Source organism: Plantactinospora sp. CA-290183 (assembly GCF_050936375.1).
Taxonomy (GTDB): domain Bacteria; phylum Actinomycetota; class Actinomycetes; order Mycobacteriales; family Micromonosporaceae; genus Plantactinospora.
Genome location: NZ_JBNJMX010000001.1, coordinates 652,828 through 674,188, shown reverse-complemented (window position 1 = coordinate 674,188; position 21,361 = coordinate 652,828). Strand labels below are relative to the sequence as shown.

At 72.7% G+C, this 21,361-nt stretch carries 24 protein-coding genes; 2 read left to right on the top strand and 22 right to left on the bottom strand.

The genetic code is table 11. The features are described from left to right. Nucleotides 1-2: 2 nt before the first annotated feature. Entirely contained in the window at nt 3-1,583 is a 1,581-nt protein-coding gene (locus tag ACQEUR_RS03300; protein WP_433024930.1) for a hypothetical protein, read from the top strand. Nucleotides 1,584-1,608: 25 nt separating this feature from the next. Here the strand turns inward: ACQEUR_RS03300 and ACQEUR_RS03295 are convergent, their stop codons facing one another. The 5 genes from ACQEUR_RS03295 to ACQEUR_RS03275 form a co-directional block, all read right to left on the bottom strand. Next, on the bottom strand, nt 1,609-2,529 hold the full coding sequence (locus ACQEUR_RS03295) for a class I SAM-dependent methyltransferase (protein ID WP_433024927.1): 921 nt from the start codon (nt 2,527-2,529) through the stop codon (nt 1,609-1,611). Beyond that, the gene (locus ACQEUR_RS03290) at nt 2,526-3,794 is read right to left on the bottom strand and encodes a glycosyltransferase (protein WP_433024924.1); all 1,269 of its coding nucleotides are present in this window, start codon (nt 3,792-3,794) and stop codon (nt 2,526-2,528) included. The genes ACQEUR_RS03295 and ACQEUR_RS03290 overlap by 4 nt, the downstream gene beginning before the upstream one ends. Nucleotides 3,795-3,809: 15 nt before the next feature. Then, nucleotides 3,810-4,859 carry a lysylphosphatidylglycerol synthase domain-containing protein gene (locus ACQEUR_RS03285; protein WP_433025927.1) on the bottom strand — a complete coding sequence of 350 codons (1,050 nt, stop codon included), beginning with the start codon at nt 4,857-4,859 and terminating at the stop codon, nt 3,810-3,812. Between the two features lie 68 nt (nt 4,860-4,927). Next, nucleotides 4,928-6,607, bottom strand: coding sequence for an ABC-F family ATP-binding cassette domain-containing protein (locus ACQEUR_RS03280; RefSeq protein WP_433024921.1), 1,680 nt, complete (start codon nt 6,605-6,607; stop codon nt 4,928-4,930). A gap of 82 nt (nt 6,608-6,689) precedes the next feature. Beyond that, the gene (locus tag ACQEUR_RS03275; protein WP_433024918.1) at nt 6,690-7,295 is read right to left on the bottom strand and encodes a class I SAM-dependent methyltransferase; all 606 of its coding nucleotides are present in this window, start codon (nt 7,293-7,295) and stop codon (nt 6,690-6,692) included. Nucleotides 7,296-9,538: 2,243 nt separating this feature from the next. On the opposite strand from ACQEUR_RS03275, the gene ACQEUR_RS03270 reads away from it, so the two are divergent. Beyond that, nucleotides 9,539-10,222: a hypothetical protein gene (locus tag ACQEUR_RS03270; protein ID WP_433024915.1), complete on the top strand. Its 684-nt coding sequence runs from the start codon at nt 9,539-9,541 to the stop codon at nt 10,220-10,222. 24 nt (nt 10,223-10,246) lie between these two features. Here the strand turns inward: ACQEUR_RS03270 and truA are convergent, their stop codons facing one another. From truA to rplF, 17 genes are all read right to left on the bottom strand, one after another. Continuing rightward, entirely contained in the window at nt 10,247-11,113 is an 867-nt protein-coding gene (gene truA / locus ACQEUR_RS03265; protein ID WP_433024912.1) for a tRNA pseudouridine(38-40) synthase TruA, read from the bottom strand. A 73-nt stretch (nt 11,114-11,186) separates the two neighbouring features. After that, nucleotides 11,187-11,753, bottom strand: coding sequence for a 50S ribosomal protein L17 (rplQ, locus tag ACQEUR_RS03260; protein WP_433024909.1), 567 nt, complete (start codon nt 11,751-11,753; stop codon nt 11,187-11,189). A 68-nt stretch (nt 11,754-11,821) separates the two neighbouring features. Beyond that, nucleotides 11,822-12,844 (bottom strand): DNA-directed RNA polymerase subunit alpha, encoded by a 1,023-nt coding sequence (locus tag ACQEUR_RS03255; RefSeq protein ID WP_433024906.1) that lies wholly within the window; start codon nt 12,842-12,844, stop codon nt 11,822-11,824. A gap of 115 nt (nt 12,845-12,959) precedes the next feature. Further along, nucleotides 12,960-13,586: a 30S ribosomal protein S4 gene (gene rpsD / locus ACQEUR_RS03250; protein ID WP_433024903.1), complete on the bottom strand. Its 627-nt coding sequence runs from the start codon at nt 13,584-13,586 to the stop codon at nt 12,960-12,962. Nucleotides 13,587-13,602: 16 nt separating this feature from the next. Next, complete coding sequence (gene rpsK / locus ACQEUR_RS03245; RefSeq protein ID WP_433024900.1) at nt 13,603-14,010, bottom strand: 30S ribosomal protein S11; 408 nt, start codon at nt 14,008-14,010, stop codon at nt 13,603-13,605. A 119-nt stretch (nt 14,011-14,129) separates the two neighbouring features. Beyond that, a complete protein-coding gene (gene rpsM, locus ACQEUR_RS03240) occupies nt 14,130-14,510 on the bottom strand; it encodes a 30S ribosomal protein S13 (protein WP_433024897.1) in 381 nt (126 codons plus the stop codon). A gap of 231 nt (nt 14,511-14,741) precedes the next feature. After that, nucleotides 14,742-14,855, bottom strand: coding sequence for a 50S ribosomal protein L36 (gene rpmJ, locus ACQEUR_RS03235; protein ID WP_012184307.1), 114 nt, complete (start codon nt 14,853-14,855; stop codon nt 14,742-14,744). 133 nt (nt 14,856-14,988) lie between these two features. Then, on the bottom strand, nt 14,989-15,210 hold the full coding sequence (gene infA / locus ACQEUR_RS03230; RefSeq protein WP_123554963.1) for a translation initiation factor IF-1: 222 nt from the start codon (nt 15,208-15,210) through the stop codon (nt 14,989-14,991). 215 nt (nt 15,211-15,425) lie between these two features. Next, nucleotides 15,426-15,977, bottom strand: coding sequence for a DUF1707 SHOCT-like domain-containing protein (locus ACQEUR_RS03225; RefSeq protein WP_433024893.1), 552 nt, complete (start codon nt 15,975-15,977; stop codon nt 15,426-15,428). A gap of 90 nt (nt 15,978-16,067) precedes the next feature. Next, nucleotides 16,068-16,919: a type I methionyl aminopeptidase gene (gene map / locus ACQEUR_RS03220; protein ID WP_433024890.1), complete on the bottom strand. Its 852-nt coding sequence runs from the start codon at nt 16,917-16,919 to the stop codon at nt 16,068-16,070. 9 nt (nt 16,920-16,928) lie between these two features. Continuing rightward, nucleotides 16,929-17,582: an adenylate kinase gene (locus tag ACQEUR_RS03215; RefSeq protein WP_433024887.1), complete on the bottom strand. Its 654-nt coding sequence runs from the start codon at nt 17,580-17,582 to the stop codon at nt 16,929-16,931. Further along, nucleotides 17,583-18,914 (bottom strand): preprotein translocase subunit SecY, encoded by a 1,332-nt coding sequence (gene secY / locus ACQEUR_RS03210; RefSeq protein WP_433024884.1) that lies wholly within the window; start codon nt 18,912-18,914, stop codon nt 17,583-17,585. Between the two features lie 236 nt (nt 18,915-19,150). Continuing rightward, on the bottom strand, nt 19,151-19,594 hold the full coding sequence (gene rplO, locus ACQEUR_RS03205; protein WP_433024881.1) for a 50S ribosomal protein L15: 444 nt from the start codon (nt 19,592-19,594) through the stop codon (nt 19,151-19,153). Further along, the gene (gene rpmD / locus ACQEUR_RS03200) at nt 19,594-19,776 is read right to left on the bottom strand and encodes a 50S ribosomal protein L30 (RefSeq protein ID WP_007465262.1); all 183 of its coding nucleotides are present in this window, start codon (nt 19,774-19,776) and stop codon (nt 19,594-19,596) included. The genes rplO and rpmD overlap by 1 nt, the downstream gene beginning before the upstream one ends. Then, nucleotides 19,776-20,390 (bottom strand): 30S ribosomal protein S5, encoded by a 615-nt coding sequence (gene rpsE, locus ACQEUR_RS03195; protein WP_433024878.1) that lies wholly within the window; start codon nt 20,388-20,390, stop codon nt 19,776-19,778. Before rpsE ends, rpmD begins: the two co-directional genes overlap by 1 nt. A 32-nt stretch (nt 20,391-20,422) precedes the next feature. Then, nucleotides 20,423-20,812, bottom strand: a complete 390-nt coding sequence (gene rplR / locus ACQEUR_RS03190; RefSeq protein WP_433024875.1) for a 50S ribosomal protein L18 — start codon at nt 20,810-20,812, stop codon at nt 20,423-20,425. Next, a complete protein-coding gene (rplF, locus tag ACQEUR_RS03185; RefSeq protein WP_433024872.1) occupies nt 20,809-21,351 on the bottom strand; it encodes a 50S ribosomal protein L6 in 543 nt (180 codons plus the stop codon). The genes rplR and rplF overlap by 4 nt, the downstream gene beginning before the upstream one ends. Between the last annotated feature and the right edge of the window lie 10 nt (nt 21,352-21,361).

Genomic DNA, 21,361 nt, shown 5'->3' with positions numbered 1-21,361 from the left:
CGATGAGTGCCGAACTCGCTCCGGCGGCCCCCGCGACACCCCCCTCCGGTACGCCGGCTCCGGCCGCCACCGCCGGACCGGTCCTCGGCGGCGACCCGGGGCGCGCCCGGCGTACCGAGCGGCGTGGCTGGTGGGGTGTCGCCGCGCTGACCGGCCTGATCGCCCTGACCTGGGCACCGCTGCTCGGCGCGCCGTTCGGCGACGACCACGTCGGCCGGATCATCGGGCGGTACGCGCTGCACCTGCGGAACCTCTCGGAGCAGGGGCTCCTCGGCTCGCACCTCGGCGCCGACTGGGCACCGTACGCCGCGACGCCGTACGCCCACCATCCGCCGCTGCTGAACCTGCTCACCGCCGCCGGCGGCCTGCTGCCGGGCGACGCCGGCTACCAGGTGCGGCTGGCGCCGTACCTGCTGGCCCTGCTGGTCGTCCCGGCCGGGGCGGGGCTGCTGCGCGGGCTCGGCATCCGGTGGTCCGCCACCCTGCTCGCCCTCGGGATGATGGCGGCCACCCCGTTCTACTGGGTGCACAGCCCCCTGATGTTCGACCTGGCGCCGATCCTGGCCCTCTCCGCCGCCGTCGTACGGCTGCGCGGGAGCCCGGAGCCACCGCGCCGGCTCGTCGTGTTCGCCTGTGTCGCGGGGCTGCTGACCACGCTGGTCTCCTGGCCGGGCATCGCCTTCGCCGCGGCGCTTGGGCTCTGGCTCCTCGCCGCCCGCCGGGTCGACCGGGTGACGGTCCTTCTCGGCGGGAGCATGCTGGTCGGGGTGCTGCTCAGCCTCGGTTTCGTGGTCGGCATCACCGGGATGGACCTGCTGGGCGAGCAGGCGGAGCTGCGCAGCACCGGCGGCTCGTACGGCGTCGTGCGGTTCCTCCGCCGGCAGTGGTGGTTCGTCTCCGCCCTGCTCCCGCTCTGGTATCTCGGCGCGCTCTGCCTCGGGGTGCTCGCCGGGCTGCTCGACCGGCGCACCCGGGGCTACCTGGCGATGGCGACCGCGTTCACGCTCTGCTGGGTGCTGGCGCTGAACAACGGCGCGTACGTCCACTCCTACTGGTCCTATCCGGTCCTCGTCGTCGGGCTGGTCGGCATGGCGGCCCTGCTGGACCGGCTCTCCGGCCCGCTCGGCGCCCGGCTCCCCCGCCGGTTCGCCGCGCGGAGCCGGGTTCCCGCCGGGCTCACCCCGTGGACGGTGGCCGCCACGGTGATCGGCAGCGCACTGGCCGCGTACCTCTGCGTGGTTGTCCTCGGACCGGTCAAGCGGGAGCTGGTGACCGAGCCGGGGCAGGCCGGCCGGCTCGCCGCCGACCACCGGCCGCCCCCCGGCCAGCGGTACGGCTGGATCGCCGGCAGCGGCGTGACCACGCCCCGCTGGCTCGCCTACCACTGGCGGCTGACCCCCCGGACCCTGACCCCGCCGGCGCTGGGCAGCGGGGAAGCCCGGGCGGACGACCTGGTCCTGATGGACATGCGGCTGCCGCCGGAGTGGCTACCGGCGGGGGCGCTCGGCCAGCGGGCGGTGGCCCGCGCCGGCCACTACGCGCTCTTCCGGGCCGGCGACCTGCGAGCCCTGGCCGGCGTCTGACCTGCGACCCGGTGTCCGTCCGGCGCTAGCCCGGCGGCGCGGGCGAGGTCGCCGGCCGGTCGGAAGGGTCGTCGGTGGGCCGGCGGGCCAGCGCGACCAGCCCCGGCCCCCGGTCGGGCCGCATCCGTTGCAGCAGCGCGAACGGGGCGACCGCGAGCCGGATGGCCCCGCCGGCCAGGACGCCGGCCGGTTGCAGGATCCGGCCGGACGAGGAGGTGCGCTCCTCGGGTGTCGCCGCCGTCGCGGCCCGGTCCACCGTTCCGGCCCGCTCCGCCGTTCCGGATCCGCCGGCTGTCGGGATGACTGCCTCGGCTGCCGGGACGACCGCGCCGGCCGCCGGGGCGACCGCGGTGTCGCGGCGGGCGGCCAACCGGTCGCGTACCGAGTCGAGCAGGTAGCCGAGTGGCCAGCCGTAGTGGATCATCTGCACCGGCACCGCCCCGGCCGTGGTCAGCCGCTGCCGCAGCTGCGCGGCGGAATACCGTCGATAGTGGCCGACCAGGGTGTCCCAGGGCCCGAACCGGTCCGGGTCCGCCGGCACCGAGAGCAGCAGGTGCCCGCCGGGTCGTACCAGCGGCAGCCACTCGGCCAGCGCCGTCGCGTCGTCGGCGAGGTGTTCCAGCACCTCGAAGGCGCAGACCAGGTCGTACGGGCCGCCTTCCGGCACCTGCCGGTGGTCGCCGTTGTGCACCGTCCCGCCCAGCGGGGTGATCCGCCGGTACGCGACCTCGAAACTGCGCCCGTCCGGCTCGACGGCCGCGTACCGGGTGGTCCGGGCCAGCCGCATGCCGACGGCGCCGAGTCCACAACCGAGTTCCAGGACGCTCTCCGGGCGCAGGTGGGCGACGATCCGGCGTACCACGTGCCAGCGCAACGCGGCGCGCGGTGGCAGTGGTGGCACGCCCCGCCGCCCGCCCGCCGTGCCGGGCCGGTCCGCCACGCTCACCGCGCCACCCCCGACGGCTCCGCCGGGTCTCCCGTCGCCGGCACCCCGGGCGGGGGCAGCTCGACCGGGGCCGTGCCGCCGACCCGGCTCCGGAGCGGCTCGACGACCACGGCGGGCCGGAACCGCCGCACCGCCCGGCGCCGGGCCGCGTCCCTGCACCGGGCGAGCCGGTCCGGGTCGTCGGCCAGCTCGCGGAGCGCGGCGGCGAGCGCTTCGGCGTCGCCGGGCGGGACGAGGACGGCGGCGTCGCCGAGCGCCTGCCGCTGCGGGGCGGTGTCGGAGGTGACGATGGCGCAGCCCGCCGCCGCGCCCTGGAAGACCTTGGTCGGCACCACCCGGAGCGCCTTCTCGGTGGTGCCGAAGATCCCGAGGGAGACGTCGAACCCGGCGACGAAGCCGGGCAGCTCGTCGGCCGGGACCCAGTCGCGCCAGGTGACCCGGGGGTTGCCGGCGGCGGCTGCCCGGCAGGCCGGATGGTCCTGGCCGGTACCGACCATGGTCACCTCGATCCGCTCCTCGTCGGCGAGGCGGGCCAGCGCGGCGCCGATCGTCGGGGTGCCGTGCAGCGGGGTGAAGAGCCCGACGAAGACGACCCGGAGCGGTCCGGCCGATCCGCCGGGCCGGGTACGCCGGCCGGCGGGGTCGTCGTCCGGCGGGATCTCCGGCACGGCCCGGGCCCGTTCCGCTCCGGCCGCGAACCACTCCGCGCCCGCCCCGACCGGTACGACGACAGCACGTTCCCGGGCCTGCGACGGCAGCGCCGCGAGGTGCTCGGCGGTGTCCAGCACGACGACGTCGGCGCGGTGCAGCGCGCCCGCGTCGATCGCCCGCAGCACCCCGGCCCGCAGCCCGCCGGCACCGGCGAGTCCCCGGTCCCGGGCGGTACCGGCGGCGGATACCAGGTGGTCGAGCACGATCGGGGTGCTCCGGAACAGCCGCCGGGCCAGCCGGACGTCGAAGTGACCGAGATAGCCGACCAGTACCGCGTCCACCGGCGCCCCGGCCCGGTACCGGCGGGACCGCAGGACGAGCAGCGCCCAGCAGCGGGCCAGCCTGCCGGCGAGTACGGGCAGCCGCCACGGCTGGCGGAGCATCGCCACCCGAGCGGCGGTGTCCAGGGCCAGTGGCACGTTCACCTCGTCGACGTCGTCACCCGCCGCCCGCAGACCCTGGACCAGTACGCCGACCCGGGGATGTCGCCGCACGTCGTAGCTGCCGAACACCAGCCAGCGCACGGCGAGCAGCGTAGCGCGTCGCACCGCCATCAGCACGCTGCGTGGTCACGGCTGGCGAGTCGCGGACTCCACCGACGACGGAGCGGACGACGACGGGCCCGACGCCGGCACGGACGGCGCCGGCACGGACGGCGGGGGTGTGCCGGTGGGCAGTGCACCGGGCCGGGCCGACGCGCCGCGCCGGAACCGCTCGGCCGCCACCGCGACCGCCGGGGCCGCCAGGTCCACGATGGTCATCAGCAGCCGGGAGACGACCGCGGCGACCAGTGCCGCCGGCTGGCCGACGGTCGCGCCGAGCAGGAGCGGCAGCGCCACCTCACGCGGGCCCAACCCGGCCGGCGCGACGGCCAGCAGGAACCCCACCGACCAGGAGCCGGCGAACGCGCCGACCGACCGGAGCAGCAGCTCCGTACCGCCGCCGGCGCCGACGTCGCGCAGGAGCAGCCACAGGTGCACCCCGTACGCCAGCCAGGTCGCCACCGACCAGCCGGCGGCCCGGACGATGCCGCGCGCGGTCAGCGGCCGGGGCAGCGGTTCCCGCCGGGCCAACCGGAGCAGCCGGGTGATCACCCGGTTCGCCAGCGGCGGCCATAGTACGAGCGCGGCCGGGGGCAGGGCCAGCAGCGTCCACCAGAACCGGTCGAGGGCCCCGCCACCGAGCACCGGGAGCAGCAGCGCGGTCAGCAGCAGCCCGGTGCCGAGGGTGACGAGCATGACCAGCATCGCGGCGGCGGCGGACGCCCGCCCCGGCACCCGGTACGCCCGGCCCAGCCGGGCCTGTACGACGATCGGCCACACCTTGCCGGGCAGGTACTTGGCGAGCTGTCCCACGTAGAAGATCCGCAGCGCCCCGGTGACCGGCGGCACCGCACCGAGGTCCGCCAGGACGGCACGCCAGGCCAGGAAGCCGCACCCGCCCGCCACCGCCGCGGCGACCCCGGCGAGCGCCACCACCGGCCCGGAGAGGTCGTCGGCGACCTCGCGGACCTCGGACCACCGCCCGGCCAGCGACCAACCCAGGAAGCCGAGGAACGCCGCGGTGACCGCGACCTGCCCGGCCCGGCGCAGCGGCGGCCGGCTGAATGTGCGCGGCATCACAGCCGGACCCTACCTCCGACCGCCTGGGTGACCGGCCAGCCGCGCTGAGTCGCCCGGCCGACCGGTCAGCCGACGTCCCAGACCGGCTCCGGTGTCTCGACCACCTCGCCGTCGCCCCGGAAGAGCACGAAACGGTCGAACGAGCGGGTGAACCACCGGTCGTGGGTCACCGCCAGCACCGTTCCCTCGAAGGCCCGCAGGCCGGTCTCCAGGGCCTCGGCGGAGGCCAGGTCGAGGTTGTCGGTGGGCTCGTCGAGCAGCAGCAGCGTCGCCCCGGATAGCTCCAGCAGCAGTACGAGGAAACGCGCCTGCTGCCCCCCGGAGAGCGTGCCGAACCGCTGGTCGCCCTGACCAGCCAGCTCGTAGCGGTTCAGTACCCGCATCGCGGCGTGCCGGTCCATCCCGGCCCGGTGCTCGTCGCCCCGCCACAGCACCTCGACCAGCGTCCGCTCGGTCAGCTCGGGGCGGTCGTGCGTCTGGGAGAAGTGGCCGGGCCGGACCCGGGCGCCCAGCCGGGCCACCCCGCCGTGCTTCACCGGCGCCAACGCCACGGCGGCGTCGACCGGTCCGTTCGCCGGGTCGGGATCGGTGCCGCCCCGGGCGAGCAGGCGCAGGAAGTGCGACTTCCCCGTCCCGTTGGCGCCGAGCACCGCGACCCGGTCGCCGTACCAGACCTCCAGGTCGAACGGGAAGGTGAGGTTCTCCAGCTCCAACTGCTCGCAGACCACCGCCCGCTTGCCGGTCCGTCCGCCGGTCAGCCGCATCCGGATGTCCTGGTCCTTCGGCGGTACGGGCGGCGGCCCGGCCTCCTCGAACTTGCGCAACCGGGTCTGCGCCGCCTGGTACCGCGAGGCGAGACCGTCGTTGTACGCCGCCTTCTGCTTGTACATCAGCATCAGCTCGCGCAGCTTCTGGTGCTCCTCGTCCCAGCGACGGCGCTGCTCCTCCAGCCGGTCGTGCCGGGCGACCCGGGCGGCGTGCCAGCTGTCGAACCCGCCCGGATGGACCCAGGCGCTGCCACCCTCGACCGCGACCACCCGGTCGGCGGTACGGGCCAGCAGCTCCCGGTCGTGCGAGACGTAGAGCACCGACTTCGCCGACTCCCGCAGCCGCCCCTCCAGCCAGCGTTTGCCCGGCACGTCGAGGAAGTTGTCCGGCTCGTCGAGCAGCAGCACCTCGTCGGTGCCGCGCAGCAGCAGCTCCAGCGCGAAGCGCTTCTGCTGCCCGCCGGAGAGGGTACGCACCGGCCGGGTCCGGCTGCGCTCCCAGGGCAGGTCCAGCACGGTGGTGGAGACTGTGTCGAAGAGCACTTCGGCGTCGTACCCGCCGGACTCGCCCCATCCTGCCAGCGCCGCCGCGTACGCCAGCTGGGCCCGCTCGGCGGCGTTGCCGTACCTGCCGCGCACCTCCGCCGCGTGCAGCGCCGCCTCGGCCGCGCCCAGCCGCTCCCCCGCGGCACGCAGGGCCGGCGGTGACAGCGACAGTACGAGGTCGTGCAGCGTCGACTCGTCGCCGATCATGCCGATGAACTGCCGCATCACGCCGAGTCCACCGGAGCGGGCGATCGCACCGGCGGGTACCGGAAGGTCGCCGGAGACCATCCGCAACAGCGTGGTCTTGCCGGCGCCGTTCGGACCGACCAGCGCCACCTTCGCGCCCTCGCCGACCCGGAACGACACCTCGGCGAAAAGTTCCCTGCCGTCCGGCAGGGTGTGCCCGACCCCGGCGACGTCCACGTATCCCACCCCGGCATCCTGCCCGAAAGGAAGGGCCCCCGGTTATCGCTTTTTGTATAGGAAGGGCCCCCTCCTAACCAGCGGGGACGGGTCAGCGGCTGACCCGGAGCACCCGGTAGCCCTTCTGGCTGGCGTGCCGGTCCACCCGCCAGCCGGCGTCGGTGAGCCAGCGCTGCAACGAGTCGCCGCCCAGGTGCCGGGCCACCACCAGCCAGGCCACCCCGTCCGGGGTCAACCGGGGCAGCCAGCGGGCCAGCAGGGCGTGCAGCTCCTCCTTGCCGATCCGGATCGGCGGGTTGGACCAGAGCTGGGCGAAGGAGAGCCCGGCCGGCACCTCGTCGGGCGCGGCGACCCGTACCCGGTCCGCGACGCCGAGCCGCTGCGCGTTCTCGGTGGCGAGGTCCCGGGCCCGGGCGTTGACGTCGACCGCCCAGACCCGCGCCGTGGTCGCCTGGGTGGCGAGTACGCAGGCGATCGGCCCGTACCCGGCACCCAGGTCGAGGAGGTCCCCGGAGGTCTCCGGCCCGGGCAGCTCTGCCTTGCGCAGCAGGACGGCGGTGCCGGGGTCGAGCCGGGCCGCGGAGAAGACCCCGGTGGCCGAGGCGAGGCGGTACTCGCGTCCCGCCACCGTGAAGGTCACGTCCCGCCGGTGGGCGATCGCCGCCGGTTCGGTGCTGAAATAGTGGTCGCCGGTCACGCCACGCATTCTTCCGTACCGCGTTTGCCGTCCCGGAGGTGGTCATCCCGGGCTCCGGACCGTTAAGTGGTAATTGCCTGCTCTTTCATTAACAGTGATTCACTGGCGGAGGCACACGCTCAGGCATTTCCGTTACCCTGTGCGACATGGTTTACGGGCGCGGACCTGGACCGGGCGAAGGGCCGCCCCGGTCTCGACGTGATCCCGCCGACGAGCCATCGGGCGACCCACACCCGTCGGCCGGTCCGCCCGAGGAACGGGCCGGCCGCCGCCGTTACCCCGTCGACCGTCCGGACGAGCCCGCGTCCCCCGCCGGGCGCGATCCGTCCAATTGGGAGTCCGCCCCCTCCTCCGGTGCCCACGGCCGCCCCGTCGACGGGCCGGCCCGCTCCCGTCGGGCCCGGCACGGCCTGCCCGACCCGGAGGACGCCGGGCCGGGCGACGGTTATCCGCCCCCCGGCCGTGGCGGCCGAGGGTCACGCTCCGCAGCCGGCGGACGTCACCTCGCCGATCACGACGACCCGGCGGACCCCCGCGACCGTGCACACAGGACGGGCCGGCCGCGTGCCGGTGACCAGCCGGGACCGCGGGACCGCCCGCGCCCGGCCGACCTCGGGACCCCTCGCGACCAGGTGCCGCCGCTCGGCCGGCCGGCCGAGGGGGCCGGACCGGTTCCGGGCCGCCGGTCGGCTCCGGCCGGTCGACCGGGCCCGCTCGACGGATCGTCCCGGCCGGCATCGCCGGCGGCTCCTCCGGCCCCCGCTGGCCAGCCCCGGGACCGGGCGCCGGGTGGTCGACGACAGGCCCAACCCGATCCGGTACGCCCGGACGATCCGTTCCGGCCGGACCCGGGGCCGGCCCGGGTACCCCGGCCTCGAACGGGTTCCTCCGCACCGGCCGGCCCAGGCCTGTCTCCGCCCCCGGTACCGGGCCGCTCCGGTCAGGTGCCGGCCCGGCCCGCCGCGGCGCCCGGTCGCGGCGACCAACTGCCCTCGCCCTCCGACCGGCTGCCGCCCCGTTCCGACCGACTGTCGTCACGGGCGGAGCGGGTGCCGCCACGGGCCGAGGGCGCGCCGCCACGGGCCGAGCGAGCACGGTCCCGGGCCGACCGTCCCCCGCCACCTGCCGAGCAGGTGCCGCCCGGTTCCGGCGCCCGGTCCGCCCGGGCGGAACCGGGGGCTCACCCGGGCGGCCGCCGCGGCGCGCCCGACCGTGCCGGGCTGGCCGGCAACGCTCCGCCCGAGCGTTTCGGCGACCCGGCGCCGCCGAGAACGCCGCCGGGACGGCGCCCGGGAGCGCCGGCCGGGCCGGATCAGCCACGGTCGCGGGCGCCGGGTCGACGAGGGCTGCCCGAACCGGCTCCGGGCGAGGCGGAGGTGGGCGGCGGCATTGGACCCGCTCGGCCGGGTGTGGTGCCGGCGCCACGTGGGCCGGGGCGGGCCACCCCTCCGGTACCCGACCCTCCGGCGCGGACGGCCGGTGGGACCGGCCGGCCGGCGCGGGAAGCACCGCCCGTCGGCCGCCGTTCCGCAGCGGTACCTCCCGGGCAGCACCCCGCACCGCCCCTGGGGCGACGCCCCGCGCCGCCCTCCGGGGAACGCCCGCCACCACCCGCCGGGCAGCGTCCCGGACCGCCCGACCCGCGCCGCCCGGCCGGACCGGTCGGCCCCGCGCCCGGCGACCGTGGCCCGGCCTCACCCGTCGATCCCCGATCCGGCCCACCGGTCCGGCCACGGCCCGGATCATCCGCCGTCCCCGGCTCGGCGCCACCGGCGGGCGCACGCCCGACGACGGCCGACCCACGCTCCGCCCCACCGGCCGACCCGCGCTTCATCCCACCCGCCGGCGCACGCCCGAACCCCGCCGACCCACGCTCCGCACCACCGGCCGGGCCCCGCTCCGGGCCGCCCCTCGGCGCGCGCCCGAACCCCGCCGACCCACGCTCCGCACCACCCGCCCGGCCCCGCTCCGGGCCACCCCCCGGCGCACGCCCAAACCCCGCCGACCCACGCTCCGCCCCACCCGCCGGACCCCGCTCCGCCCCACCGGCGGCGCAGCGACCCGCCGGACCCGCCCGGACGGGGCCGGCCGATCGTCCACCGCTCACCGCGCCGGCCACCGCCCCCTCGGGCAAGCCCGGCCCGACCCGCACCCCGACTCCGACTCCGGCCCCGGCGGATGGCGACGCCGCTCCGCTCCGTTCCTCCAAGCGGACCTGGCAGCTGGTCGTCGGCCTACTGGGGGTGCTGGTGCTCTTCGGCATCTGCGGCCTGAGTTCGTACTTCGTCATGGTCGACGAGCGGGGCCCGAAGACCGGTGCCACCGGTGCCGCCCCGGTGCCGACCACCCTTGCCCGGGACATCAGCTCCCGGGCCGCCGACCCGGCCCCGCTCACCGTCAAAGAGGTCTTCCCGGGCGACCAGATCGTCATCGAGTCCGAAGAGTCGGCGTACCAGGTGCTCAAGACACAGGGGGCGCAGGACTGCGGTCTCGCCGCCAGTGGTCAACTCGGCGCGCTGCTCAAGGAGTTGGGCTGCAACCAGTTCGTCCGCGGCACCGTGCGGTCGCCGACGGGGTCCTATCTCGCCACCGCCGGGATCGTGAACCTGGCCGACGCGGCGGGCGCGGACTCGGCACGGCAGCGGATCAAGCCGATCGTGGACGGCGAGGACGGGCGTTTCCTCGGCATGGCCGCCGGTCAGAGCACCGAACCCGTCACCCGCCCCTCGGCACAGGCCGGCTGGCACGTACGCGGACACTTCCTGGTCTACTGCGTCGTCGCCCGGGTGGACGGCGAGACGATCGGTGCCGACGACCCGTTCGCCCGGCAGGTGCTCTCCGACATGATCGAGGCGTACCTGCGGGGGAAGGTTCTCGAACGGCGCGCGACGGTGCCGGCCAGCCCGACCGGCGAGCCCTCGAACTGATCCCGAACGGGCGCCGGAACCGGCTCAGGAGGACGCGGTGAGGCGCAACCGGCGGGTACGGGCGGCCCGCTCGGCGTACCCGGAGGGATCGGCCGGATAGCCGACCTCGACCAGCGTCAGCCCGTGCGGTGGCGCGACGCTCACCTCGCTGGCCCGCTCCCGCCGGCCGAGCAGCCCGCCCGGCCACTCCACCGGGCGTCGCCCGTCGCCGGCCACCAGCATGGCGCCGACCAGGCTCCGCACCATCGACTGGCAGAACGCGTCGGCCTGCACCGTCGCCACCAGTACGCCGTCCGGGTCACGCCGCCAGTCGAGCCGGGTGATCTCCCGGATCGTCGTGGCGTGCTCCTTGCGGCGGCAGTACGCCGCGAAGTCGTGCTCGCCGACCAGGCCCTGCGCCGCACGCCCCAGGGCGGCCAGGTCCAGCGGACGCGGCCAGGCCAGTACCTCGTGCCGGCGCAGCGGCTCGGCCCCGTACGGCGCGTCGGTGACCCGGTACTCGTACCGGCGGAAGGTGGCGGAGAACCGGGCGTCGAACTCGGCGGGCACCTCGGCCACGGCGCGGACCCGGACGTCCGGGGGCAGCAGTCCGGCGAGCCGGCGCAGCAGCGTCGCCGACACCTGCCGCCACGCCCCGGTCGACAGGTCGAGGTGGCAGACCTGCCCGGTGGCGTGCACCCCGGCGTCGGTACGCCCGGCCACGGTCAGCCCGGTCGCCCGACCCGGCCCGAGAATCCGGGTCAGCGTCTCCGTCAACACCCCGGCGACGGTACGGCGACCGGGCTGGGCCGCCCAGCCGGAGAATCCGGTGCCGTCGTAGGCCACGTCCAGCCGTACCCGGGTGGTGTCGTCCGCGACCTGCCCCGCGACGGTCTCCTGCGCCACGTCCATCTTCCGCTCCACCAATCCCACAAATGCCGCGGCCCGACACCCCTGCGGGATGCCGGGCCGGACATTGCCGTGTTCAGGACTTGGAGGTGTCCGCCTCGTCGGTGTCCTCCCGGGCCGCCCCGGTGTCCCCGGAGACCGACTCCGGCGCCTCGGCGTCCTGGTCGGCGCCCTCGTCGGACGACGGCCGGTTCGGCTCCTCGTCGGGCGCGAGCGCCTCGACCTTGTCCTGCTGCGCCGCCTTGCGGGCGGCCGTCTTCTTCACGGGCGCGGCCGGGGCCACGACCAGCTCCTCGACCAGCTCGATGATGGCCATCGGCGCGTTGTCGCCCTTGCGCGGGACGGTCTTCACGATCCGGGTGTAGCCACCGTTGCGGTTGGCGAACCGGGGCGCGATCTGGTCGAACAGGTTGTAGACCACGTCCTTGTCCCGGACCACGGCCAGCACGCGGCGGCGCGACGACAGATCGCCACGCTTGGCCTTGGTGATGAGCTGCTCCGCGAGCGGGCGGAGCCGCCTGGCCTTGGTCTGGGTCGTGGTGATCTTGCCGTGCTGGAACAGCGCGGTGGCCAGGTTGGCCAGGATCAGCCGCTCGTGGGCGGGGCTGCCGCCGAGGCGGGCGCCCTTCGTGGGCGTGGGCATTCTTGGTGCTCCTCAGTAGTGGGTGGCCGGATCTCCAGTGGGTGGCCGGATCTCCGGCTAGCCCCGGATCAAAGCTGCTCGGTCTCGCGGTAGTCGTCGGTGTCGTAGTCCGCCTCGCCGAAGGAGTCCACGACGTGCGCCGGGTCGAAGTTGGGCGCCGAGTCCTTCAGGCCCAGCCCCATGCCGGCGAGCTTCATCTTGACCTCGTCGATCGACTTCTGACCGAAGTTCCGGATGTCGAGGAGATCGGCCTCGGTACGCCCGATCAGCTCGCCAACCGTGTTGATGCCCTCGCGCTTGAGGCAGTTGTACGAGCGGACGGTCAGGTCCAACTCCTCGATCGGCAGGGCCAGGTCGGCGGCGAGCTGCGCGTCCTGCGGCGACGGGCCGATGTCGATGCCCTCGGCGCTCTCGTCCAGCTCCCGGGCCAGCCCGAAGAGCTCGACCAGGGTGGAGCCGGCGGAGGCCAGCGCGGTACGGGGCCCCATCGACGCCTTGGTCTCGACGTCGATGATCAGCCGGTCGAAGTCCGTACGCTGCTCGACCCGGGTCGCCTCGACCCGGTAGGTGACCTTGAGGACCGGCGAGTAGATCGAGTCGACCGGGATCCGGCCGATCTCGGCGCCGGCCTGCTTGTTCTGCGCCGCGGTCACGTAGCCGCGACCCCGCTCGACGGTCAGCTCCATGTCGAGCCGGCCCTTGCCGTTGAGGGTGGCGAGCTTCAGGTCGGCGTTGTGCACGGAGACACCGGCCGGGGGCTGGATGTCACCGGCGGTCACGTCGCCGGGGCCCTGCTTGCGCAGGTACATGCTGACCGGCTCGTCGTGGTCGGAGCTGACGCAGAGCTCCTTGACGTTCATGACGAGCTCGACCACGTCCTCCTTGACGCCGGGGATCGTGGTGAACTCGTGCAGCACACCGTCGACCTTGATCGACGTCACGGCCGCGCCCGGGATGGACGACAGCAGCGTACGACGCAGCGAGTTGCCCAGGGTGTAACCGAAACCCGGCTCGAGCGGCTCGATGGTGAACCGGGACCGGGTCTCGCTGATCGACTCCTCGGTGAGGGTCGGCCGCTGGGTGATGAGCATTCTTTTCTCTTTTCGTTCGGGGCACCCACTATTTGATGCCCAGACTCCTCCGGTGCCCGGCGGTGGTCCCCCAACGCCGCGCGGCGTGCGGGAACCCCCACCGGGAGGCCGGAAATTACTTCGAGTAGAGCTCGACGATCAGCTGCTCCTGGACCTGGGTGTCGATGACGCCCCGGGCCGGAAGCGAGTGGATCAGCACCTTCATCTGGGTGGGGATGGCCTCCAGCCAGGCTGGCACCGTCTTGGAGCCGGCCTCGGCCTGCGCCACGATGAACGGCGTCATCTCCTTGGACTTCGCCCGGACCTCGACGATGTCGTGCTCCTTGACGCGGTACGACGGGATGTCGACCTTGCGTCCGTTGACCGTCAGGTGCCCGTGCTTGACGAGCTGCCGGGCGTGGTCCCGCGACTTCGCGAGGCCGGCCCGGTAGACGACGTTGTCGAGCCGCGACTCGAGGATCTGGAGGAGGATCTCGCCGGTCTTGCCCTTCTTGGCGACAGCCTCCTCGTAGTACCCGCGGAACTGCTTCTCCAGCACGCCGTAGACCCGGCGGGCCTTCTGCTTCTCCCGCAGCTGGAGCAGGTACTCGGTCTCCTTGGTACGCCCACGGCCGTGCTGTCCGGGCGGGAACGGCCGGGACTCGAACGGGCACTTCGGGCCATCGCACTTGCTGCCCTTGAGGAACAGCTTCATCTTCTCCCGACGGCAGCGACGGCAGTCGGGACCGGTGTAACGAGCCATCTTCCTTCTCTACCTCTCAGACCCGACGACGCTTCGGCGGACGGCACCCGTTGTGCGGCTGGGGCGTGACGTCGGCGATCTGGCCGACCTCCAGCCCGACAGCCTGCAGCGAACGGATCGCGGTCTCCCGGCCGGAGCCGGGGCCCTTGACGAACACGTCGACCTTGCGCATGCCGTGCTCCATCGCCCGGCGCGCGGCGGCCTCGGCGGCCAGCTGCGCGGCGAACGGAGTCGACTTGCGGGAGCCCTTGAAGCCCACCTGGCCCGAGGAGGCCCAGGAGATGACCGCACCGTTCGGGTCCGTGATGGACACGATGGTGTTGTTGAAGGTGCTCTTGATGTGCGCCTGCCCGTGGGCGACGTTCTTGCGTTCCTTGCGCCGGACCTTCTTGACGGCGGCTCCGGCACGAGCCTTCGGTGGCATAAGTCTGCTGCGCTCCTATTGGTGATTCCGGCGATCTCGACGGAGGCCGACCGGATTCCACGTCTCTGGTGGGAGTCCGGCCGCTCTCTACGGAGAACGGCGCGGATTCCGATTCAGATCTACTTCTTGCCCGGCTTCTTCTTGCCGGCGACAGTCCGCTTCGGGCCCTTGCGGGTCCGGGCGTTGGTACGGGTCCGCTGACCACGGACGGGCAGACCCCGGCGGTGCCGGATGCCCGCGTAGCAGCCGATCTCGACCTTGCGGCGGATGTCGGCGGCGACCTCGCGGCGAAGGTCGCCTTCTACCTTGTAGTTGCCCTCGATGTGGTTCCGGAGCTGCACCAGTTCCTCGTCCGTGAGGTCCTTGGCGCGCTTGTCCGGAGAGATGCCGGTGGCGACGAGCGTCTCAAGCGCCCGGGTCCGACCGACCCCGAAGATGTAGGTGAGCGCGATTTCCATCCGCTTGTCGCGGGGAAGATCGACGCCGGCTAGCCGTGCCATGTGCGGGCGTACTCCTCGTGTCTTCTCGCGGAGGTCTGGACCCGCCCCACCCCGCCTGCCCTTAACCGGCGGGCCCCGGCCTCCGACCGGGGGTCGGCCACGAGCGCGGTCACCCTGGGTGACCGACGCGCGCCCGCGGCTGGGACGAGCTTGTGTTGTTGTACGGACCTGCGGCCCGGACCGTCCCTTCCCCGCCGACCGACCTGTTCGGGCCCGGCCGGCGGACGTGGATCAGCCCTGGCGCTGCTTGTGGCGCGGGTCGGTGCAGATCACCATGACCCGGCCGTGCCGGCGGATCACCCGGCACTTGTTGCAGATCCTCTTGACGCTCGGCTTGACCTTCACGGTTGCCTTACTTCCCATCTGTGCCCGGCGGCGCCGTACGGCGCGTTCGGACCTCGAGGACGGACACGGAACACCCGGCCGTCATCAGGCGATCAGCGAACCCGACCCGGACCGTGAAGGGTCCCGGCGATGTTCACTTGTAGCGGTAGACGATCCGCCCGCGGCTCAGGTCGTACGGCGAGAGTTCGACGACGACCCGGTCCTCGGGCAGGATGCGGATGTAATGCTGCCGCATCTTGCCGCTGATGTGAGCCAGCACCTTGTGGCCGTTGGCGAGCTCCACCCTGAACATGGCGTTCGGGAGAGGCTCGATGACCCGGCCTTCCATCTCGATGGCTCCGTCTTTTTTCGGCATGTCCTCCGCTGTCCTGACGTCGGTTACTCCGGACGGCCCACAACGCCTTTCCCGGGTGGTGCCCACCCGAGCCAGCCGCGGCTCCAGCACCCACCGAAGCGCGGGTGGGCATGCTGGAGTGGACGCTGTGCGCCGATCAGCCAGTGTACGCGCGCCTGGGCAGCAGCGCCAACCCGAGGGACCCCGGGTTGACTGATCGGACGAAGCCGACTATATCAGGCAGCCTCGTGGTCCCCGGAGCGCTCGATCCGCCGGCGGTTCCGCTTCTCGGCCTTCGCCTGCCGCTTACCGGCCCGCTTCGCCGCCCACCGCTGCGGTTCGCCGTTGACCAGCCCGGTCACGGTGAGCACCAGCAGCACGACGCCCCAGGGCCCGGCCACCCAGCCGGGCCAGAAGTAGAGCAGCTCCTGGGACATCACGCACAGCACCGCCCAGATGCCCACGACTGTCGCGACGGTGCCGAAATAGCCGTCCCAGGTGTCGACTAGCCAACCCCGCACGGCGTGCGGGTGCGGCACCTCGGCGGCCGGCACCGGCACGCCGGCCTCGCCGAGCGGCGCCAACCGGGCCTGACCCGGCGGCACGGTGGCCGGCAGGTCGTCCAACAGACCGTCGAGATCGCCGTACGTCTTCGCCGCGTAGGTCCGCTGAAGGCGTTCGTCGTACTCGTGAAGGTCGAGCCGCCCCTCCTCCAGCGCCAGCCGGAGTCGCTCGGCCACCACCGCCCGGTCGGAGTCCCCCGCCCGCATTCCGGCCCGCTCCTGCATGGCTTCGAGGATGCCACCACCGGTCCAGCCTGGCGAGCCTCGTCACCGGCCCGATCCACGCCGGCACCGGACCAACCGGCCGGGCGGATGCTAACCGGACGAGGAGTTCGCCGGCTCCCGCGAGGTGACCAGCTCGCCGAGGCGCGCCCGGCCGCCGTCCGGCTCGGTCAGCACCCAGACCCCGTCGTCCAGCAGCGCGATGGAGTGCTCGACGTGCGCGGCGACCGAGCCGTCCCGGGTCACCACCGTCCAGCCGTCGTCCAGCTCCGCCGTGCGCGGCGAGCCCATGGTGATCATCGGCTCGATCGCCAGCGCCATCCCCACGAAGAGCCGGGGACCGCGACCGGGTCGGCCGTGGTTGAGCACGTGCGGGTCCTGGTGCATCTCGGTGCCGATGCCGTGGCCGCCGTAGCCGTCGACGATGCCGTACCGGCCACCGGCCCGGACGGCGCGCTCGACCGCGTACGAGATGTCGGTGAGCCGGCCCCGCCCGCTCAGTACGCCCTGGGCGGCGGCGGCGATCCCGGCCCACATCGCGTCCTCGGCGACGGTCGCCATCCGGAGCAGCTCCGGCCGCGCCTCGCCGACGCCGACGGTGATCGCCGCGTCGCCATGCCAGCCGTCCAGCACCGCGCCACAGTCGATCGAGATCAGGTCGCCCTCCCGGAGCACCTGCGACGGTGCCGGGATGGCGTGCACGACCTGCTCGTTGACCGACGAGCAGATCGACGCCGGGAAGCCGTGGTAGCCCTTGAACGAGGGGACGGCGCCCGCCTCACGGATCACGGACTCGGCGATCGCGTCGAGGTCGGCCGTGGTGACGCCCGGCGCGACCGCCGTACGCATCCGGGCCAGGGCCGCCGCGACAACGAGCCCAGCGGCGCGCATCTTGTCGATCTGCTCCGGGGTCTTCAGCTGGATGTCCAGCTGGGGACGGCGCATGGGATCAGCCTATCCGCCGTAGGAGCGCAGAGCGTCGATAGCCCGCACCGTGACGTCCTCCACCGGCCCGGTGGCGTCGATCCCGACCAGCTTGCCCTGGGCACCGTAGTAGTCGATCAACGGGGCGGTCTTGTCCGCGTACTCGCGCAGCCGCTCGGCGATGGTCTCGGCCTTGTCGTCGTCCCGCTGGAAGAGTTCCGCCCCGCACCGGTCGCAGACCCCCACCACGGTCGGCGCGTCGAACTCGATGTGCCAGACCTTGCCGCAGCCCCGGCAGGTACGCCGGCCGGAGAGGCGCCGGATGACCTCGTCGTCGTCGACCACCAGCTCCATGACCAGGTCAAGGGCGGTGCCGAGGTCGGCCAGCAGCTTGTCCAGCGCGGCCGCCTGCGGAGTGGTCCGCGGGAAGCCGTCGAGCAGGAACCCCTCGCCCGCGTCCGCCTCGGCGAGCCGGTCCCGGACCATGTTGATGGTCACCTCGTCCGGAACCAGCTTGCCGGCGTCCATGTAACGCTTGGCCTCCACACCCAGCGGGGTGCCCTGGGTGACGTTGGCCCGGAAGATGTCCCCGGTCGAGATCTTGGGCACGGCCAGGTGGGCGGCGATGAACTCGGCCTGGGTCCCCTTGCCCGCCCCGGGGGGACCAACCAGAACGAGTCGCATCTACCGCAGGAACCCTTCGTAGTTCCGCTGCATGAGCTGGCTCTCGATCTGCTTCACCGTCTCCAGCCCGACACCCACCATGATCAGTACGGCGGTGCCACCGAACGGGAAGTTCTGGAACTGCTGGTTGTCCAGCCAGATGAAGAAGAAGTTCGGCAGGATCGAGATGACGCCCAGGTACAGCGCACCCGGCAGGGTGATGCGGCTGAGGATGAAGTCGAGGTAGTCAGCCGTCGGCTTGCCCGGCCGGATGCCCGGCACGAACCCGCCGTACTTCTTCATGTTGTCCGCGACCTCGGTCGGGTTGAACGTGATCGAGACGTAGAAGTACGTGAAGAAGATGATCAGCAGGAAGTAGACGCTGATGTAGGTCGGGCTGTCCGGCTGGACCAGGTGGTTCTGCACCCACATCTGCCAGCTGTTCAGGTTGTTCTGGTCGAAGAACTGGAGCAGCAGGGTCGGCAGGTAGAGCAGCGACGAGCCGAAGATGACCGGGATGACACCCGCCTGGTTGACCTTCAGCGGGATGTAGGTCGAGGTGCCGCCGTACATCCGGCGCCCGATCATCCGCTTGGCGTACTGCACCGGGATCCGGCGCTGCGCCTGCTCGATGAAGACCACCGCGGTGATGACCACCAGGACCAGGACCAGGACCAGGGCGAACATGCCCCAACCCTTGTTGTTCTTGATCGTCCAGCCCTCGCTGGGGAGCCGGGCCGCGATCGAGGTGAAGATCAGGACCGACATGCCGTTGCCGACGCCCCGGTCGGTGATCAGCTCACCGAGCCACATCACCACGCCGGTGCCGGCGGTCATCGTGATCACCAGCACGGTGACGGTGAGCCAGACCGGCAGCCCGGTGTTCTCGGGGATGATCGGGAACTCGTCACACATCCCGTTGAAGAGCTGGCCGGAACGGGCCAGTGCGACGAACGCCGACGCCTGCAGGATGCCCAGGCCGAGCGTCAGGTAACGGGTGTACTGGGTGATCTTCGCCTGGCCGGACTGACCCTCCTTGCGGAGCTGTTCCAGCCGTGGGATGACCACGGTGAGCAGCTGCAGGATGATCGAGGCCGTGATGTAGGGCATGATGCCCAGCGCGAAGACCGACAGCGACAGCAACGCGCCACCGGAGAACAGGTTGAGCAGGTTGAAGACACCGTTGCCCTCGCCGCTCTCCATGGTGTTGATGCACTTCTGCACGTTTCCGTAGGAGACGCCCGGGCTGGGCAGCGTCGCACCGAGCCGGTAGACCGCGATGATGGCTACTGTGAACAGCAGCTTCTTGCGCAGGTCAGGCGTGCGGAACGCACTGAGAAAGGCGGAGAGCAACTTCTTCCTCCTGCGCGAGGCGGGCCGCCGATGGTGCGTGGCGGGACGGGGTGGCTGTCGGGCGAACGACCCGATACCCATAGCTGGGATCGGACTCTAACAGTCCGGCGCGCTCCCGGGCAGGTGTGCCCGGGGAACATTCACCGTTTCCGATGTTAACCGGGGCTCGCGCCCCTGGAGCAGACCGGGGCGCCCGCCAGTTGCGAGAACTGGGCGAGCGCCGCGACCACGTCGTCTTACAGCTCCGTGACCGAGCCACCGGCGGCGGCGATCTTCTCCTTGGCCGACGCACTGAACCCGTGCGCCGACACCTGGAGGGCGATCCCACCGAGGTCGCCGTCACCGAGAACCTTCACCGGCTGGCCCTTGCGGACGGCGCCGGCCTCGACCAGCTCCGCCGGACCAACCTGACCGCCCTGCGGGAACAGCTCGGCCAGCCGGTCCAGGTTCACCACCTGGAACACGACCTTGAACTTGTTCTTGAAGCCCTTCAGCTTCGGCAGGCGCATGTGGATGGGCATCTGCCCACCCTCGAACGCCGCCGAGATGTTCTTGCGGGCCTTCGAACCCTTGGTACCCCGACCGGCGGACTTCCCCTTGGAACCCTCACCGCGACCCACCCGGGTCTTGTCGGTCTTGGCACCGGGGGCCGGACGGAGGTGATGGACCTTGATCGTCATTACTCGACCTCCTCGACCTTCACGAGGTGGCTCACGGTGAAGATCATGCCCCGAATCTCGGGACGGTCCTCCTTGACCACCACGTCGTTGATCCGCTTGAGACCGAGCGAACGCAGCGACTCGCGCTGGTTGTGCTTGGTCCCGATCCCGGACCGGAGCTGGGTCACCTTGAGACGTGCCATCAGGAGGTCACCCCCGCCTGGGTCGCCAACATGGCGGCCGGGGCGACGTCCTCGACCGGCAGACCCCGACGCTTCGCGACCGCCTCGGGCGACTCCAGCCCCTTCAGGGCCGCGACCGTGGCGTGCACGATGTTGATCGGGTTCGACGAGCCGAGGCTCTTGGAGAGCACGTCGTGGATGCCCGCGCACTCCAGTACGGCACGCACCGGACCACCCGCGATGACACCCGTACCGGCACTGGCCGGCTTGAGCAGGACCACGCCGGCGGCGTCCTCGCCCTGCACCGGGTGCGGGATCGAGGCGGCGATGCGGGGCACCTTGAAGAAGTGCTTCTTGGCCTCCTCGACGCCCTTGGCGATCGCCGCGGGCACCTCCTTGGCCTTCCCGTAGCCCACACCGACGGTGCCGTCGCCGTCGCCCACGATCACCAGGGCGGTGAAGCTGAAGCGACGACCGCCCTTCACGACCTTGGCGACGCGGTTGATCGCGACGACCCGCTCGAGGTGCGGGGTCTTCTCGGCGGGCGCGTTTCCGCGACCGCCCTCACGGCGGTTGTCGCGGCGACCACCCTCGTTGCCACCGGACCCGCCGCCACGGCGCTGTTGACCTGGCATCAGCAGCCTTCCTCTCTCTTCGTGACGGGGTTCTAGAACTCGAGCCCGGCTTCGCGGGCAGCATCCGCAAGCGCGGCGATCCGCCCCGCGTACTTGTTGCCACCGCGGTCGAAGACGACCCGGGAGATGCCGGCCGCTTTGGCCCGCTCGGCTAGCAGCGTACCCACCTTGCCGGCCAGGGCGCTCTTGTCGCCCTCCCCGCCCCGGATCGACCCGTCCAGGCTCGAGGCGGAGACCAGGGTGTGTCCCCGGCCGTCGTCCACGATTTGGGCGGTGATGTTCCGCAGCGAACGGGTGACGACCAGACGCGGGCGCTCGGCCGTACCGGTGACGGTCTTGCGGACCCGGAAGTGCCGGCGTGCCCGCCCGATGGCGCGCTGGGCGGCGACGCCGCGGCGGCGCTTGAGCAGCGTGGCGGTCACTTCTTACCTGCCTTTCCAGCCTTGCGGCGGATGATCTCGCCCTGGTACTTGACGCCCTTGCCCTTGTACGGCTCCGGCGGACGGATCTTCCGGATGTTGGCGGCGACCTCGCCGACCTGCTGCTTGTCGATGCCGGCCACGTGGAACATCGTGGGCCGCTCGACCGTGAAGGTGATGCCGGGCGGAGCCGGTACCTGCACCGGGTGCGAGAACCCGAGCGCGAACTCGAGGTCGCTGCCCTTGGCGGTGACGCGGTAACCGGTACCGGCGATCTCCAGGGTCTTGCGGTAGCCCTCGGTCACCCCGACGATCATGTTCGCCACCAGGGTGCGGCTGAGCCCGTGCAGCTCCTTGGCGCGCCGCTCGTCGTTGGGCCGGCTGACGTGCAGCTGGCCGTCGTCGCCCCGCTCCGCCGTGATCGGCTCGGCCAGGGTGTGCGACAGCTCGCCCTTCGGCCCCTTGACCCTTACGGTCTGGCCGTCGATGGTGATCTCGACGCCGGCCGGCACCGGGATCGACTTACGTCCAATACGCGACATTTCTACCTGT

Bases quoted from the DNA above. Each gene is read 5' to 3' on its own strand.
- ACQEUR_RS03300 (WP_433024930.1), top strand. From the start codon at position 3: ATGAGTGCCGAACTCGCTCCGGCGGCCCCCGCGACACCCCCCTCCGGT.
- ACQEUR_RS03290 (WP_433024924.1), bottom strand. From the start codon at position 3,794: ATGGCGGTGCGACGCGCTACGCTGCTCGCCGTGCGCTGGCTGGTGTTC.
- ACQEUR_RS03285 (WP_433025927.1), bottom strand. From the start codon at position 4,859: ATGCCGCGCACATTCAGCCGGCCGCCGCTGCGCCGGGCCGGGCAGGTC.
- truA (WP_433024912.1), bottom strand. From the start codon at position 11,113: ATGGACGTGGCGCAGGAGACCGTCGCGGGGCAGGTCGCGGACGACACC.
- rplQ (WP_433024909.1), bottom strand. From the start codon at position 11,753: ATGCCCACGCCCACGAAGGGCGCCCGCCTCGGCGGCAGCCCCGCCCAC.
- ACQEUR_RS03255 (WP_433024906.1), bottom strand. From the start codon at position 12,844: ATGCTCATCACCCAGCGGCCGACCCTCACCGAGGAGTCGATCAGCGAG.
- rpsD (WP_433024903.1), bottom strand. From the start codon at position 13,586: ATGGCTCGTTACACCGGTCCCGACTGCCGTCGCTGCCGTCGGGAGAAG.
- rpsK (WP_433024900.1), bottom strand. From the start codon at position 14,010: ATGCCACCGAAGGCTCGTGCCGGAGCCGCCGTCAAGAAGGTCCGGCGC.
- rpsM (WP_433024897.1), bottom strand. From the start codon at position 14,510: ATGGCACGGCTAGCCGGCGTCGATCTTCCCCGCGACAAGCGGATGGAA.
- infA (WP_123554963.1), bottom strand. From the start codon at position 15,210: ATGCCGAAAAAAGACGGAGCCATCGAGATGGAAGGCCGGGTCATCGAG.
- ACQEUR_RS03225 (WP_433024893.1), bottom strand. From the start codon at position 15,977: ATGCAGGAGCGGGCCGGAATGCGGGCGGGGGACTCCGACCGGGCGGTG.
- map (WP_433024890.1), bottom strand. From the start codon at position 16,919: ATGCGCCGTCCCCAGCTGGACATCCAGCTGAAGACCCCGGAGCAGATC.
- ACQEUR_RS03215 (WP_433024887.1), bottom strand. From the start codon at position 17,582: ATGCGACTCGTTCTGGTTGGTCCCCCCGGGGCGGGCAAGGGGACCCAG.
- rplO (WP_433024881.1), bottom strand. From the start codon at position 19,594: ATGACGATCAAGGTCCATCACCTCCGTCCGGCCCCCGGTGCCAAGACC.
- rpmD (WP_007465262.1), bottom strand. From the start codon at position 19,776: ATGGCACGTCTCAAGGTGACCCAGCTCCGGTCCGGGATCGGGACCAAG.
- rpsE (WP_433024878.1), bottom strand. From the start codon at position 20,390: ATGCCAGGTCAACAGCGCCGTGGCGGCGGGTCCGGTGGCAACGAGGGT.
- rplF (WP_433024872.1), bottom strand. From the start codon at position 21,351: ATGTCGCGTATTGGACGTAAGTCGATCCCGGTGCCGGCCGGCGTCGAG.